This window comes from Levilactobacillus fuyuanensis, from assembly GCF_003946395.1.
In the GTDB taxonomy this organism is placed as follows: domain Bacteria; phylum Bacillota; class Bacilli; order Lactobacillales; family Lactobacillaceae; genus Levilactobacillus; species Levilactobacillus fuyuanensis.
On record NZ_RHNZ01000018.1, the window covers coordinates 47,711 to 63,134 of the forward strand.

Annotated in this window: 11 protein-coding genes; 3 read left to right on the plus strand and 8 right to left on the minus strand. The window is 44.2% G+C overall.

Annotated elements, in window-relative coordinates:
* Positions 1-43: 43 nt before the first annotated feature.
* The gene (locus EKM73_RS10015; protein WP_125701758.1) at positions 44-625 is read right to left on the minus strand and encodes a hypothetical protein; all 582 of its coding nucleotides are present in this window, start codon (positions 623-625) and stop codon (positions 44-46) included.
* Positions 618-2,003: an AAA family ATPase gene (locus EKM73_RS10020; protein ID WP_164508911.1), complete on the minus strand. Its 1,386-nt coding sequence runs from the start codon at positions 2,001-2,003 to the stop codon at positions 618-620. Before EKM73_RS10020 ends, EKM73_RS10015 begins: the two co-directional genes overlap by 8 nt.
* A 512-nt stretch (positions 2,004-2,515) precedes the next feature.
* Here EKM73_RS10020 and EKM73_RS12975 point away from each other — a divergent pair.
* Complete coding sequence (locus EKM73_RS12975; protein WP_125701760.1) at positions 2,516-3,844, plus strand: tyrosine-protein phosphatase; 1,329 nt, start codon at positions 2,516-2,518, stop codon at positions 3,842-3,844.
* Positions 3,845-4,222: 378 nt separating this feature from the next.
* Complete coding sequence (locus tag EKM73_RS10030) at positions 4,223-5,584, plus strand: S-layer protein (RefSeq protein ID WP_125701761.1); 1,362 nt, start codon at positions 4,223-4,225, stop codon at positions 5,582-5,584.
* A 200-nt stretch (positions 5,585-5,784) separates the two neighbouring features.
* Here EKM73_RS10030 and EKM73_RS10035 read toward each other — a convergent pair whose 3' ends face one another.
* From EKM73_RS10035 to EKM73_RS10060, 6 genes are all read right to left on the minus strand, one after another.
* On the minus strand, positions 5,785-6,450 hold the full coding sequence (locus EKM73_RS10035) for a hypothetical protein (RefSeq protein WP_125701762.1): 666 nt from the start codon (positions 6,448-6,450) through the stop codon (positions 5,785-5,787).
* Positions 6,425-6,958, minus strand: coding sequence for a type II toxin-antitoxin system antitoxin SocA domain-containing protein (locus EKM73_RS10040; RefSeq protein ID WP_125701763.1), 534 nt, complete (start codon positions 6,956-6,958; stop codon positions 6,425-6,427). Before EKM73_RS10040 ends, EKM73_RS10035 begins: the two co-directional genes overlap by 26 nt.
* Positions 6,959-7,298: 340 nt before the next feature.
* Positions 7,299-7,601 carry a hypothetical protein gene (locus tag EKM73_RS10045; protein ID WP_125701764.1) on the minus strand — a complete coding sequence of 101 codons (303 nt, stop codon included), beginning with the start codon at positions 7,599-7,601 and terminating at the stop codon, positions 7,299-7,301.
* Between the two features lie 238 nt (positions 7,602-7,839).
* Positions 7,840-9,204, minus strand: coding sequence for an S-layer protein (locus EKM73_RS10050; protein WP_125701765.1), 1,365 nt, complete (start codon positions 9,202-9,204; stop codon positions 7,840-7,842).
* A 366-nt stretch (positions 9,205-9,570) separates the two neighbouring features.
* Positions 9,571-12,207 carry a YfhO family protein gene (locus EKM73_RS10055; RefSeq protein ID WP_125701766.1) on the minus strand — a complete coding sequence of 879 codons (2,637 nt, stop codon included), beginning with the start codon at positions 12,205-12,207 and terminating at the stop codon, positions 9,571-9,573.
* 153 nt (positions 12,208-12,360) lie between these two features.
* Positions 12,361-13,854 (minus strand): hypothetical protein, encoded by a 1,494-nt coding sequence (locus EKM73_RS10060; protein WP_125701767.1) that lies wholly within the window; start codon positions 13,852-13,854, stop codon positions 12,361-12,363.
* Positions 13,855-14,564: 710 nt separating this feature from the next.
* On the opposite strand from EKM73_RS10060, the gene EKM73_RS10065 reads away from it, so the two are divergent.
* On the plus strand, positions 14,565-14,957 hold the full coding sequence (locus EKM73_RS10065; RefSeq protein WP_125701768.1) for a hypothetical protein: 393 nt from the start codon (positions 14,565-14,567) through the stop codon (positions 14,955-14,957).
* Positions 14,958-15,424 lie beyond the last annotated feature (467 nt).

Genomic DNA, 15,424 nt, shown 5'->3' on the forward strand with positions numbered 1-15,424 from the left:
AAAAGACAATCACTCCAATTTGGGAGTAACTGCCAATTGCTCACTATTCGAGTTGAAATTTTCTCGCTGCGTACTTCTGCATCAGTTCATTCTTAGTACGGGTGAGATCAATTCTTCGCTCATTTGTGCCAATAATAATTTGATAATTTGTTTCGTGATTCAAGATGGGGTATGCATGGGTACGTGACAATGAAGACCGCCGACTACGCTTGAGCACCAACCGATAAATAGGACGTTCAGTCTGCGTGATTATATCTGGATCACCGTTTGCGACTAAACGTAATAAATGCCGCAACCATAGTTCGCCACCACGAAATTGTTGGTTTGCATGCGTATGTCCAATCTTTTTATTATTTTTAACTTCAATCTGGAAAATAGCATCATCAATAATTGTACAATCATTGTCCTTGCCACGTGCGCGACTACCACCATTCAGATACTTCGCTTGTTCTTTAATGTCCTCTAACCGAAACACAACACCAAAATTATCCTTTACACGAAAAACTAAACTAAACGCGTATTCTTCCTCGTGGATGTCTTGAATCAGTGACTTGCCACGCTTACCCTCCCGGAACAATGTCCTCGCAACAGTATCTTTAAATGCCTGCCTGTAAGTTTCATTCATCGGCGTCATCCCCAGAATTCCGCTCAATCTGATCGAGCAACTGATAGTAACGTTGATTAATATTATCTGTTGTCTCATCAAAATTGGCAAAGGTTTCCCGTGCTGAAATATCACCTAAATCCGTAACGCCATCCTTCGCGAATTCATAGACTGAAACATTCTCAGCGGACTGCTGGTTGCCAAGCTCCGAATCTACTTTATCCGTCAACATCTGATTAACCAATTCCTTAACAACGTAATCGCTGTGTGTCGAAACCACAACTGGTGTACCCGTCTTGGATAACTCATAAAGTAAATCGGTCACCGCAACCTGTCGCGTCGGGTGCAAATTCATTTCTGGCTCATCAATAAATAACCAGCTCATATTATCCGATTGTCGTAAGAAGAGATCCAAAGCAAATATTGATTTCAGAGATGACGATGTTAAGTTGAAATCAACACTTCTTGATGTTCCCTCACTATCATCCAGAGTATACGCGAGCTTGTCATTATCACTGTCAAACGTAAAGTCACCAGGGACCAACTCCGTCATCAAAGCGTGTTCATTCTCCATATCCTTACGATAAGGCTGATCAAGCAACATCAATGAGCTGTTCAGGTAATTAATATAGGATTCAATGGGATAAGGATAACGCACGTCACCCTCCTGCTGTATCCCATTCAACCGACTACCAGGATTTGCAAACCTTTCCCGGACAATCTGCGCATTTAACTGGGCACGAAAGACGTTAATTCCAATTCTCTCCGCAGGGAGGTAACAGCTATTGGCATAAAGATCTAAAAATAGCCGACTAATACCCGCATTTAAATAATTCAGAATTGTATCTTGAGCCAGTATGGGCGCATTCTTTGCCTCAACCTTCATGGGAGAAATCTCAGTTCGTGTAACTTTGACCGTTTTATAGTCATCAGCGAACTCAGAAACAAGTAGATATTGATGTCGACTAACCGTATCGCCATCTGCAACACCAGTGACATACGATTGCGCCATTCCTTTAATCGGTCGAAGTGCCGTCGTCAGGTCCCCTGCATCGATTGTAATCTTAGATGTCCCTCGCACATACAGGTTGGGGCCTTTAAAGAAGTCAGCGAAATATTCGCCGTTATTATTGAGCCGATTAAATGCGCTAACAACTTGTTTTTGTAACCGGTCTCGGCTCTCACCCACGGGAAAAATAACTTCGCCGGAATCCATCAATGCGTTGACTTCCTCTTGATTGAAAAACTCTGGCCGGAAGCTATTCTCCAACCAATTGCGAAATGCAAAGACACTATAAGCAGCTAGTGTCTTCCCGGTCCCATTATTTCCAATGAATACTGTCAGCTTATTCAGCTTGATTGTCGCATCCTTGATTGGTCCTAGATTTTGAATTCTCATAGCCATTGCTCCTCATCGCTTCACCATTCAGAAGCCTAATTAGTGCCTAATAGTATAACGTTTATTTCGTTAAGTATAACATTGAACCTAATATTTTTACGGCCTGTAGTGTCCTATCAGAAAGAATGAACTCTGAAAAATAAATGTCGCTCCTCTTCCTTAGTTATGTTGTCCAAGCATAACATGCCCCGTGGCAATCCCCTAGAACTATCATATTACACACGAATTGATCACTACTCACAACCATAATCCTAGAATGACGCCTACCACCAATACACTTTCCACCCGCACCCCATCTCATAATTTTATTAATAATCCATTCAGGTCGCGCCCTATCCCACGCCTAGAATTCACCCCCATACCCGGCCAACTCGCGATTATCTAGCCCCAACAACTAATTCAACTTTTCACAAGCCTTTACCGAGTTTATACATAAAATCTACAATACCGCAACATTCCCCTGCTATACTCTGTTCTTGTCATCAAGTAAAAAACATCACAGGAGGAATCATATGCAACGCGCAACGATCGTCAAATCACTAAGTCTCGCCTGGGTGGCCCTGTCTTTAGGTGGCCTGGGAACGTCCAGCGCCTTAGCTGCAACGACCGCCACACCCGAAACCGCTCCGATCACCCAGACGGCGGCACCAACCGCTACGCAACCCAAGCCTGGTTCGCCAGAATATCCCGCATACTTAGCCGACCAAGTCGCACAGTACGGCGACGTCAAAGACACCCTGATTCCTCTTGAAGGTACCAAGAACACCCGGGATATTGGCGGGTACAAGACGGCCGATGGTAAATGGCAAATTCGTCAAAACCGCCTGCTCCGCTCCGATAACTTAAGCAAGCTGACGCCGTCCGACGCCACCAAGCTGTCCAAGGATCACCACGTCACCTCCATTGTTGACCTCCGGACGCCGGGGCAACAGTCCAAACAACCCGACAAAGCCATCCCCGGGGCATCACTGACCTCTATTTCAATCCTGGGGAACCTCGCCGACACCAACGGTAAGGGCGACGGCGAGTTCTACAACTGGCAGCTGGAATTCGGCTACCACGCCGTGACGGGTTACCATCAATTCTTGAACATGCTGCTAACCAATCCCAACGCCACGCTCTACCACTGTAGCTCGGGTAAGGACCGGACTGGGATTGGGACCGTCCTGATCATGACCATTCTAGGGATGGACCGGAAGACGATCATCAACGACTTCCTCCAATCTAACCAGACCGGCCGCCACGTCGAACGGGCCTGGATCATGGAATACTACCGCGAAATTCTCGCGCGCTATGGTACGATGGACAAATACATCAACGACCTGCTGAAGTTCACACCGGCCCAACAAGACCAGTTACGTGCCAAGTACCTGATCTCCACGGATGGTCAGAACACGTCCTATCCAGCCGCCACGAACCCAAGTGCGCCACAAGTTCCAAGCACACCGGCACCAACGCCAACACCAGCACCGGAACCATCAAAGCCAACGCAACCCAACACACAGACGCCAACTAAGCCGACACCTAATAAGCCAGCTCAAAACAAACCAACGCAGAGTGGCAAGCCGCACAAGAAGCAGCCTAAAGCTAAGATTGTCTCAATGAAGAAGTTCAACACGACCTTCAACTACCGCTTAAAGGCCAACAAGAAAACCTTCAAGGACGCCTACCTCCACAAACTGAAGGGCCACACGCCTAAGAAGTCAGTCAAGAAGTGGAAATTAGTCAAGGTCGCCAAGGTGAAATTCAAGGGTAAAATCACCACGCACTACCAAGTGAAGGATCGCGCTGGCCATCAAGTCTGGCTTTTGAAGGGTCACGTTGTCAAAATCCATAAATAGCTTTGCCAAACTCATCTCTGGCATTAACGGCGTCCTCCGCTCATAGTGGGGACGCCGTTTTACTCTGTCACAATCCCACCAACACAGAGCCGCTAGCTTAACCGAAACTAAATCCCCCGCAACTTTCTCACCACCAAGCACCAAATAGTCCAGTCCCCAAATCACCATCGACACCTAACTACAGCCGCCGTACAGGATGGCACCCACACTATACGCCGCTCACCACAATTCCAAGCGCCAGCCACGCTGGCAAACCCCGAGGTCACCCGCCACGCACGAACTCCCCGACCGCGAAAATACCGCCCAATCCTTTGCTATACTTATCCCCTGTTAAGTCACGATTGACTTAACCATTCGATTATAAGGGAGACAATAGATATGCAATCAAGTTTAAAGAAATCACTTTACGTTGGCCTAGCTGCCCTGAGTCTTGTGGGGGTTGCGACCGCCACTGCGACGACTGCTTCTGCCAAGTCCTACGCGACCGCTGGTACCTATACCACTTTGAAGACGGACGCAAGCTCGCGAAACGTTGCCGTTAACGGGACCAACGCCCTCTACTCCAAGCCTGGCACGGTCAAGGGTGCCAAAGTGGTCGCTTCCAAAGCAACCATGAAGACCTTAGCCGCTTCCAACAAGTCCGCTAGCTACTTCCGCGCTTACGGCCAGAAGACCACCAACCGTGGCTCCGTTTACTATAAGATCGTCTCCATGGATGGCAAATACCGTGGCTACATCTACGGCGGGAAGACGGCCGGCACATTTGCTGGTGGGATCACCTCTGCCAATACTACGACGACGGCAACCACGCCATCGACGAAGACTTATTATTTAAAGAATCCGGGCACGGCGAACACACTGTGGAGTGCCCCTAAGTACACCCAATACAAGGCAAGCAAGGTCATCAACAGTACGTCTGCGCTGGCTTCTGACTCCTTCACGGTGGACTCCGCGGCCACGAAGACCAAGGAAGGGTCCCTGTACTACCACGTGACCGATAACAACAATACCAAGATCACTGGCTGGATCTACGCAGGCGCCCTGCAGACTGGCGAAAATAGTACCATCACCAGCGCCAAGAGTATCACGGTCAACTACGTGGATAACACCACCGGCAAAACTGTGAAGAGTGGCGTGCTGATTACCACAGCGAGTGCTAAATCCGGCGCCGCCTTGGGGACGGACGATGCCGCAACCGTCAATAAAGATATTGCCGCATCAGCCTACCTGCCAGCCGGCTATAGCCTGTCGAACGCCTCCAACAGCTACGTCTCAGACACGACGACTTGGGGCAGTAGCGTGACGGTACCCGTGACGGCTAACGCGGCCGCTGGGATTACCGTGGCCAGCTCATATGCGCTGAATGCCACCTCTGGCGCCAGTGAAAAATTGACCACGACGGACGCCTTAGCTGCCGATGGGAGCACGGCAGTCACCACGGCCCAAACCAACTTCACCACTGATTACCAAGGCGTGGGCGGCACGACCGCTTCACAGAGTGACCTGACGTCGGCATTGACTTCGGCTAAATTAAACACGATCTACGTGCCAGTCTACGAATCAGATGGCACCACACAATCTACCAACACAGCCGGTAACAAGCTCTACACCAAATACACGTTGAACACCGGTGCCTTACCAACCGGCATCACCTTCGGCAGTTCATCATTAGTGCTGAACTACAACGCCGCTGGAAGCTATGCTTTGACGGCTGGTAGTAGCACCATGACGGCTGAATAAGCTTGATTTAGATTCAAAGTAAACTTGAGACTGCTGCTACACCTCCAAACAGAATACGAGAGCTGTCCCACATAAGCAGCTCCGGAATATAGGAAACGGGAGAAAAACCACGAATTTTGGTTTTTCTCCCGTTTTTAGGATTATATTCAACAAGATGCTCCTGTTGGTGTTCTATCTTGAAGAGTCGTCCCGTCTCAAAATTACAGGCTCCCGACATTGAACCGGTCAATCTTCTCAAATTCTTGATGATAAGCATCTTCAAATGTTTGTCCGTTGCGCAAACTACGCGCAGAATGACTCGTATACAATCTCTCCCAATTATCCCCAGTGGGAAAAACCAGGTGGTATGGATCTAATACCACAATAAACAGTGTTGAACTATTATCCTCAGTTCCCACCCAGTACAAACTAATTACACGAAACTTACCACGCTGATCAGTCTGCTGCTCCGGCGTTTGAACATCAGATTCTCTAAAATCTTCCCGATACTTTTCAAAAGTATCTGCGCCTAGGAACTCAGTTATTACTGTCTGAAAACGTTCACCATCATCCGCATAAATATTAATTGACTTGCATCCATGATTAATAATCGTTGGCTCTTCCAAAAGCTTCCGCACTGCGACATCAACATACCCGCCCGAGAAACTCAGCTTTTCATTCGGAAGTAAATTAGAATACGACACACTTGGTATGTCCTTCCCATCAAAAGAAGTATTCAAGAAAGCCACTTTAGCCTGTATGTCATGTGCATTTAATGCCGACTTCTCGTACGGTGTTCGCATTAAATGGACACCAGATCCAGCATCTAGTTTATTTTCGCCCTCAGGTTCCAACTGTACCTTAAAGTTCAGACTGGGCTTGAACATAGCCGACATAATCCTCCTTGATCTTAGCCGCATCCATTGGCTGATGGTCGTGCTCATTACTTTTGTCGAAAGCCTCACGCCAAGCCGAATCCCGATGAGAACGTTCCACAAGGCCAAAATCATTAACATTATCAATGTCTTTTATTAGATCATCCATAAACAACTCAATTTCACGTTGCATTGTTGTACCTAACTCTGTATTGATTGTAGCTGGCAAATCACTAATTTTACTGTGTTTACTCATTGCCCAGATTTCATTATCCACCGGCCCATAACGCCAAGCCTCAAAATCTGGTTTAAAAAGTTCAGACGGATACTTTTTCGAGCTTGTACCATCTGAAAATCCTGCATCTACATCGTAATTTATGTTCCCATAAGTAGCCGCATAAAATGCCCACAAGAAGTAGAGACCCTTTTGTATCTTAATTGGTGTTTTATTCTCTAATTTTGAATACAGATAAGCCGCTGCATTCTTCTTATCTGTAAAAACATAGTCAATACTAGTCATTGATTTTCTCTCCCATTTTTTCGTTAGGCTTTTCTGGTTAAATATTTAAATTCATACACCTAATAAAGGCACCAGGTAGGTTATCTTAGCCTTGTCTGCAATAGTGGTATTTCAAATAATGATACGATTGAGAAGTCGTATAACGCTTTCCCCTTATCATGCCTTCCTCGAGAAATATAATTCTTCTCGGTCCCAATATTATCAGCATAACATACCCGCAAGTCAACACCTACGACTATCGTTTCACCTACCAATTAGTTATTCCCAATAATTATGTAATTAGTTCCACTTGAATTAAATCATCAATTTGTCAAAACGAGAACCAGTGTGGTTACTGATCTCACTTCGCCACCATATCTTCCATGATTTCAATCAAATCACGGCTTGGATGTTCAATTTCGATATTATCCACAGTCCGGCACTTCAATAAGGGTAAGTCTTCCTGCGGCGCTTCATGTAGAAAGAAATAACCGAAGGGCATCTTAGCGGCATTGCTGACATCTTTCAGCTGTTTTAAGGTCGGTTGTTTTTCTCCAGAAAGCCACAAATTTAGTTTCTGCAACCACTTATCGTTGAGGTTTTGTGCATGATTCGCCACCCACTCCAAAACTACAGGTTGCACTTCAATTCTAACCGTTGCCATTTAGATTCCCTCCTTCCGCTTTCTAAAACAAGCAATTTTCTATTGCTAGCATACCATAAAGACTGGGCCAATATCCGGTAATTGCTCAAAGCTACATCACTATTCTACTGATAAAGATACAGATATTGCCTAACCGTAACGGGATAGCCGGTTAACGCAATAACCTCTTCCATCTTAAAAAGGCCCCAGATCAAAGATCCGAGGCCTCCCACATTATGCAATCAATTCAAATTATATGTTAAGCAATCCAGCTGTTGTTAGTGGAAGTTGAAGTAGCTGCATTAGGAACCAAAGTTGCAACAAAGCTAGCCTTCAAAGTGTCACCGAAAGCTGCATTTCGGTTATCGATTTCGAAGTTAGCTGGCGTAAAGGTGAATTGGTAGTGCACTGCCGTACCATCAGTCGTGTAGTAGGTTTTCGTTCCTTCAAAGGTCTTGGAGAAACCAGCAGCGATTGTTGCTAGCTTATCGCCAATCACTTGACCTTTCGTGCCACTCAACGCAGCAATCCCAGCAGCGTTCAACGTTACTGACGCTTCACTAGCATTCAGTGAACCAGTGGTCAATGGGCTACTGATCGAGTAAGAACCGTTGTTAACCTTTTCAACGTTCAATGATACCTTAGACGTAGCTGCAGCCGTTACATCAACATACAGTGAGTTACCAAAGGTCGCATTAGTCGTTGAAACTTTATCAGTCGTCAATTGGTACCCAGCTGGCACAGAGTTAGCGGCAAACTTGTCCAAAGTTTCCTTGGCCGTGTTTACCATAGTTCCGACAGCCTTACCAGCCTTAGCAGTACTGTCTGTCGTAATGAACTTAGCAGAGCCAACTTGTGCCCCGTTAGTACGGTAAACAACAGTCACACTGTTATCGTTCGTAGCATCTGGTTCAGCGGCGTTAACTGACAAACCACCCAAGGTCTTCGTTGAAGCATCTTGGTAACCCTTGCCAACGTAGATCCAGCCAGCAATACTCTTGTTCTGGTTGTCAGTCACGTAGTAGTATAAGCTACCTTCACGCGTCTTAGTTTGAGCATCAGACACAGTGAAAGTGTCTGATGAGTTGGCACCGTACAAGCTAACACTCTTAGCCTTGTATTGGGTGTTCTTAGGCGCAGTCCAGAGACCGTTCTTCTTAGCATTCGTCAAATGGAAGCCAGTCGTCCGAGTAGGCATCGTTGCCTTAGTCGTCGTGCTAGCAGAAGTGATCCCACCAGCAAAGACGCTTGTGTCCTTACCACCGTAGATGTAGCCACGGTACTTACCATCCATGGTCACAACCTTGTAGTAAACCAAGCCCTTGTTCGTCTTGGCTACCCGGTATGCCCGGAAGTAGTCGCCAGACTTGCTGGAGTTAGCCAGCTTCTTCATGGTTGACTTAGAAGCCACGCGCTTAGCACCCTTAACGGTACCAGGCTTGCTGTATAAAGCATTCTTCCCCGTTGCTTCAACATTACGCGTAGTAGCATCAGTCTTCATGGTAACGTCAGATGATACCTTAGCCTTAGAAGCGGCGTCAGCACTCGTGCTAACGACCGTAGCGGCCCCTAAACTCAATACTGCTAAGCCAAGGTACAGTGAGTTCTTTAAACTTTTTTGCATCTTTTGTTCTCCTCCGATGAAACATAATTTATTGCAGATTGTTGCAACGCTCATAAGTATACCAGAAGAGCATAGGGAAAAGGGTGAAAAGTTTAGGGCTTAAGCGAAGATTTACATAGAACTTTAGAAAGATAACTGAGTTAACACGTGACCATCTGTATGAAAATACAGAAAAAGGCATCCCCGTTTTTGAGGACACCATCTTCTCTTTAAATCTTAAAAAATATGATTCCGAGGCTGCTACTGTTACTTATTACCTTGCCACAATTCATTTTATCAATACTAATTGACAAAGAACAAAATAAGCCGATTATGTGACTGCCTCTATTTAGTACTTTAAAGCTGATAAAATCATCTTTAGTGATCTTATTTATGTTTCTTTTTAACAATCCATGACTCAGCAATTAATCCTACCAATGTTAATAAGCTTACAATAATCCCCATATTTAGCAATGGTGGCCAATAAGCAAAGGACACGGTACTCTTACCCTTTGGTAGCTTAACAGCTGTAAACATGCCTACCGTTTTGTAGGTTTTAACCTTTTGGCCGTTAACCTTAACTTGCCAGCCCTTTGAATATGGAATCGATGTATTCAAAACCTGACCAGCCGATTTTGAAACTACCGTACCGCTCAAGAGGCGATTATTGTGTTTAGTCAATTTCCATGGCTGTACTTGTAACTGCTCTGCAGCCGCCTTAACTTCACTATTATTCAAACTATATAACGTGAAGTTTTGCAAACGTAATGACTTCTTTTGCAATGCAAACGTTAACTTTTGCATTTTTCCCTTTGCATGATTGGCAACACTCACCAAAACATTATGCCGATACGGCGCACTTTGTACAATACTTTTTCCATTCAAAGACAGGGTAACATTTTTGCTGCTCATTAAAGGACCCATAGTCAAATAGTAAGCATCATTAGTTTCTGGCTTAAAGTACAATGTAAAGGATGCCTGTTTAGTCTTATCAGTCTTCCGGAAAGTCGCTTCCGTTACCTTATACTGCTTCTGAACATTATCAAAAGTGATTTTGCTAAAATTCTGAGGGGTAAAGATATGTTTATCCAACCTATTTCCAGTCAATGCAGACAGCCAAGCTCCCTGAAATTTTGTTGGATCTTGCGACTTATCCCTTAGAGTTAAGATCTTCGAACTGGCCACAAAACCTAATGGCAATGCAGATTCATCTTTATAAACATTGGCTCTTTCATTGTGAGAAATAACTTTATATTCAGACAAATCCTTTCTATTAGACGAAGGACTTAGTGGATTAGTTATATCAATTGCCCCAGATTTAATTTCATTATATCCTATATGATACTTCATACTTAGAAGTGCATCAGTAAGTAGGGAACCATTTGTATAATCGACCGATCCGGCTCCATCAACACTACCTATATGGCCATAGAAACTTGCCGTGTCTTTAGGAAGAACCGAGGTAAATATACCCCCACCGTTAAAGTTAGTTTGTAACGCGTCCCCTTTTGTTCTCATAAAGGTCTTGTCAATCCGATAAAAACTACTATCCTTTGCCTGAATCTGATTAACATATCCCTGCAAGGCCTTCGTATAAACACCATATTCGCTCTGTGGGACATAACTCATCTGATTAAGGGAAAGTACCATGTTTATGGAAACATCTGCAGTTCCAACTACAAAGAACAACATTGGATAAATCCATTTTGACTTGATTGGAATAATAATTAATACCAACGCCAATATTATAAAGAAGATTCCCAACCAAATTTGACCCATATGCAAAAATTTCAAGCTCTTAAGCCTTAAAGTCGAATAGAGAATGCCAACTGCTAAAATAATCAATACTGAAGTTATAGCCTTCCAATTAGGCTTGAAGTCATTGGTCAAGGTCTGTGCTGCCAACCAAATTAACCAGAAACCAATAACGAACGAGAAACGATATGGATACCAAACCGGAAATTGCCCAGCATGCCACAGCAGATCAAGCGGTTGAAAACAAACCGACAAGCCAAAGAACACTGTAATTATTCCTGCAGTGATTCTAGTTCTCAAAGCGACTCGACTATCAGTAAAATAAAAAAGTGCTCCAAGTAGCGCAATAGCACCAACAAATAAGTTGGCCATTCCTAGTTGCATCTGATCATAGGTAAACGTACCCGAAAAGAATTTCGTTATTATGTTAGGTGGAAAAATTTCAAACTTCCACGCAATTCCTTTAACAGTATACTGTACCTTACTCTGTGATAAAGACCACCAAGTTGGTAAGAGAAAAAAGGCGGCCAAAAGGCCTGATACGATAGAAGTCCAAGCAAACCGACCAGCTTGTCTTAATAAGCTTTGCCAATTTATGTATTTATCTACTGCCATAAAAATGAACATCAGAATCATAAATAAGCAAATCATATATGCCATATAGTAGTTAATTATAAGGGTAATAGTCAACCATATAACGTATGTACGCCACTTCCCAGTATTTATGACAAGGTACAACCCGTAAAAAACCAGTGGTAACAAGTACGGCGCATCCATCCAAATAATATTGAGCTGATTAGAAATTATCCATCCCATCATCGCATACATAGTCGCAAAAGCAATCACTTTTCCGCCAGTTTGCTTTGAAAGCTTCAACAAGAGCCAAGCAAATGACAACCCGGCTAGCCCATACTTAATCACAGTCAAAAAGTAAACCCCTATGGTTAGGGATGTGCCCGAGAAGAATAGTAGAATCCAATTCAATGGACTTAAAAGGTAATATGCCCAAGTTCCCAGCATTTCACCACCCAAAGCATTAGAAAAGGAGTAAAAAAAGCTACTATGATCTTGTAGAATTGCTCTTCGCATGTAGGCAAAGAAGTCAATATACTGTTGACCCAAATCAACAGTTAATAAGCTGCTTGATCCAAATGGTTCCATATGACGATAAGCAAAATAAATTGTCATGATTAGCACTGGAACTAGAAATGCCCCTATGAGTGTTAAGTGACGCAATGACAAATGCCAACGCCTTCTATTTTTATCCAAAAAGTCATCCTCCTAAATAAGCTTCAAAAAAACCAATAAATCAATTATAACATGTTGAAAAAGATCAAAAATATGTTTTTCGAAATATCACATCAGAGATCAAAAAAAGAGCGATCCATGACGGATCGCTCTTATAATATTAGTTTAAACTAATTATTTAACTACAGAAGTAGCAGTTTGGCCGCTAGCAGCTTCACCAGTACTAGTACCTTCAGATGAAGATGAGCTAGATGAAGATGATGAGCTTACTGAGCTAGCTGATGAGGAAACACTACCGATGACACTACCATCACTTGAAGCAGATGATGATGAGTCAGCAGGTGAAGTACCTTCCATAACAGTACCCTTGTAAACCAAAGTAGCGGAAGAGTTAACACCGTAAGTACCATCTTCAGCGCCACTCAGAACATACTTCACGTAAGTGGACTTACCGTTGTCTTGGTAAGTTGGAGTGTAAAGAGTAGTGAGGTTGTTAGCCTTACCGAATGCTTCCAAGGTAGCAGCAGTAAATGCAGCACCGTCAACACCCTTGAAGCCAGCAGATAACGTAGGAAGAACTACAGTAGTAGCACTAGCAGTGTCACCAGCATTGAACTGAGTTAAGTTCTGAGAATCGTTAGCAGTTACAGTAGTTGCAGCTGACTTGAAGAACAATGGCGTAGTAACTGTGCTGTTTTCAGTAACATTCAACTTAACAGTGTCACCAGTCTTAGCAGATAACAAAGCTGCTTTGTTGGCGTTGGTTTCAGTATAACTGTAACCAGTACCAGTAAGAGCCTTCTTAGCAACATCTGGCGTTACACCTGCTTCAGCAGCAGTACCAACGGCAGTACCAGTTTCAGTAGCAGTCTTGGTTTGATCAGCATCAGTCTTCAGGTTTTGAAGAATAGTTGATCCAACAGTAGCACCCTTGTCATTTACAAAGTTAACCTTTACATCGGTAACTTCGTCAAAGGCGTTTGATGAATCAGTGGTGATAGCCTTGCTGTAGATCCAACCACTAACAGATGGGTGAGTAGTGTCTTGTACGTAGTAGTACAATGAGCCTTCACGCGTCTTAGTAGCTGCCTTAGTAACCTTCAAAGTATCCTTAGTGAATGGCTTAGTGTTAACGACATTCTTGGTAGCCTTGTATTGGGTGTACTTAGGTGCAGTCCACGTAACGTTAGTAGTACCAGGTTGTGCAAAGTAAACAGTCTTACCAACCATAGAGTCAGTAGCAGTCTTATCAGTAGTAGTGTTAGCAGCCTTGATACCACCAGCAAAGGCAGTGTCAGACTTACCACCGTAGATGTAACCACGGTACTTACCGTTCATAGTTACGACACGGTAGTAAACTGAGCCACGGTTAGTAGTTTTAACACCGTAAGCACGGAAGTAGTCAGCTGACTTCTTTGAAGCAGCTAACTTAGCCATAGTAGCCTTAGATGCGACAACCTTAGCACCCTTAACAGTACCTGGCTTAGTGTATAATGCGTTTGAACCAGTAGCTTCAACGTTACGAGTAGTAGCGTCAGCCTTCAAGGTTGTATAGGCACCGGCCTTAGCATATGACTTAGCGTTAGCAGTAGTTGATACTGCAGCAACGCCAGCAAAGCTCAAAGCAGCGAGGCCCAAGTAAAGTGATTTCTTTAAACTTGATTGCATAAATTTCTTCCTCCAAACATAATGTATGTAATTTATCAAGCAAGAATAGTATAACCGAAGTAAGCGATTTTGTTAAGAAATTTCTCCCCTAACTTCGCGACCCGTTCAAGCTATCCCCTAACTACGATTATGATTATAGCCGGATAATCGCCAATAAACAAGGATTAACTCCTTTTTGTCGTTGGAATGAAACAATATCACGAATTTTGTAATATTGTTGTCATTTAACCCATTAGTTTTTAATCGTTGAAACCGCTGTGAAAGACATTGATTAAGCCCCGGTTAAGCTATTTTGATTTGCTTAACTTTAACCCAAAGTTAAGGAAAGGCAATTCACTTGCTTTTCTCCCGGTGCGGGTCCATACTGTGGTCATTAAATGAAAGGGGGTGATGCTTTTTGGCAACTGGAAATAGTTACCTTAAAGTGATCGCTTCCGTGGAGAACGGAAACGATTAACTTCTTTAAGGTAGGCGTCAGCGAAATTCTCGCTGGCGCTTTTATTTTGCCCTCTTTTCGGTAGTATCTATTATCGGCCACAATCATCCCCCTCGCTCCTCATTGTCGCTATTTCTGAAATAGTCACCTTTAACCGCTCAGCCATCGCTTTCTGCACGCCGCATCGCATTTCTCGTGCATCCCCGCTGCCCATCGGTTATAGTGAGACTTAGAAACTAACGGCAACTCCTAAAGTCAAAAAAAGGAGTCTTAAATGACAACTAAATACACGTACCTGAACAAGCGCCTGCCTGCTACCGACCAATCCGTCAGCGGCACTCTCTCTGACCAGAACGTCACGCCCGACATGACCCCACCAAAGTCACACAAGGATAACGTGGTTCCCTTTCCACTGGACGTGACTAAGTTCGAGTTGGACCCCGGTACCGCTCCAGCCGTGTTTTACGACATCCAGGAAGGGCATGCCTACACGGACCCAGCTCAGATGCACGACAAGAACTTCGACTTCGTTCGCGACGTGGTGAGTAAGCTGGACCCCGATAGCCAAGACAACGGCTTTCTCCTGGCGGGTGGCGTGCTGATCAACCTGGACACCGGTGGCTGCATGTATCCGCAATCCGTGGCCCATATGCGCGGTGACGCTTAGTCGGTCTGGTACGGTTATGCTAGTTGGTTTCAATCCTTGATGTGTTGTCGTCTGGTGTAGCAAGAAGAGTGACGTTTCAGTTACGTGTCGTTTAGATCAAAATGTTTTGCTTTCTTCCTATGTATAGGCATTGATTAATATTAAGATAATTCTAGCCGGATTGAGTAGTCAGGCTGGACGCTAGATTCACTTAGACCATACAAGCCGCACACACTACCTGTAGAGATAGCGTGTGCGGCTTTGTCTTTGTATGATTACAATAGCACCTAACCACAATCTATTCTTCTAATATTCTCCGCCTGATGCCGTTCAATTGTACTGTGATGTCACTAGCCTTATACGTTTCTGTCATTCAGCTCATCACTGAGATAGATTGTTATTTTCCAGAAAGAGTGTTTAAATAATTATGTGTAAATAGAAAAATAAGCAATTGAAAAGGGAAAGCCTCTCCCTTATGATAGTTAGCA

Bases quoted from the DNA above. Each gene is read 5' to 3' on its own strand.
- EKM73_RS10045 (WP_125701764.1), bottom strand. From the start codon at position 7,601: ATGGCAACGGTTAGAATTGAAGTGCAACCTGTAGTTTTGGAGTGGGTG.
- EKM73_RS10050 (WP_125701765.1), bottom strand. From the start codon at position 9,204: ATGCAAAAAAGTTTAAAGAACTCACTGTACCTTGGCTTAGCAGTATTG.
- EKM73_RS10020 (WP_164508911.1), bottom strand. From the start codon at position 2,003: ATGAGAATTCAAAATCTAGGACCAATCAAGGATGCGACAATCAAGCTG.
- EKM73_RS10040 (WP_125701763.1), bottom strand. From the start codon at position 6,958: ATGACTAGTATTGACTATGTTTTTACAGATAAGAAGAATGCAGCGGCT.
- EKM73_RS12975 (WP_125701760.1), top strand. From the start codon at position 2,516: ATGCAACGCGCAACGATCGTCAAATCACTAAGTCTCGCCTGGGTGGCC.
- EKM73_RS10030 (WP_125701761.1), top strand. From the start codon at position 4,223: ATGCAATCAAGTTTAAAGAAATCACTTTACGTTGGCCTAGCTGCCCTG.
- EKM73_RS10065 (WP_125701768.1), top strand. From the start codon at position 14,565: ATGACAACTAAATACACGTACCTGAACAAGCGCCTGCCTGCTACCGAC.
- EKM73_RS10015 (WP_125701758.1), bottom strand. From the start codon at position 625: ATGAATGAAACTTACAGGCAGGCATTTAAAGATACTGTTGCGAGGACA.
- EKM73_RS10035 (WP_125701762.1), bottom strand. From the start codon at position 6,450: ATGTTCAAGCCCAGTCTGAACTTTAAGGTACAGTTGGAACCTGAGGGC.
- EKM73_RS10060 (WP_125701767.1), bottom strand. From the start codon at position 13,854: ATGCAATCAAGTTTAAAGAAATCACTTTACTTGGGCCTCGCTGCTTTG.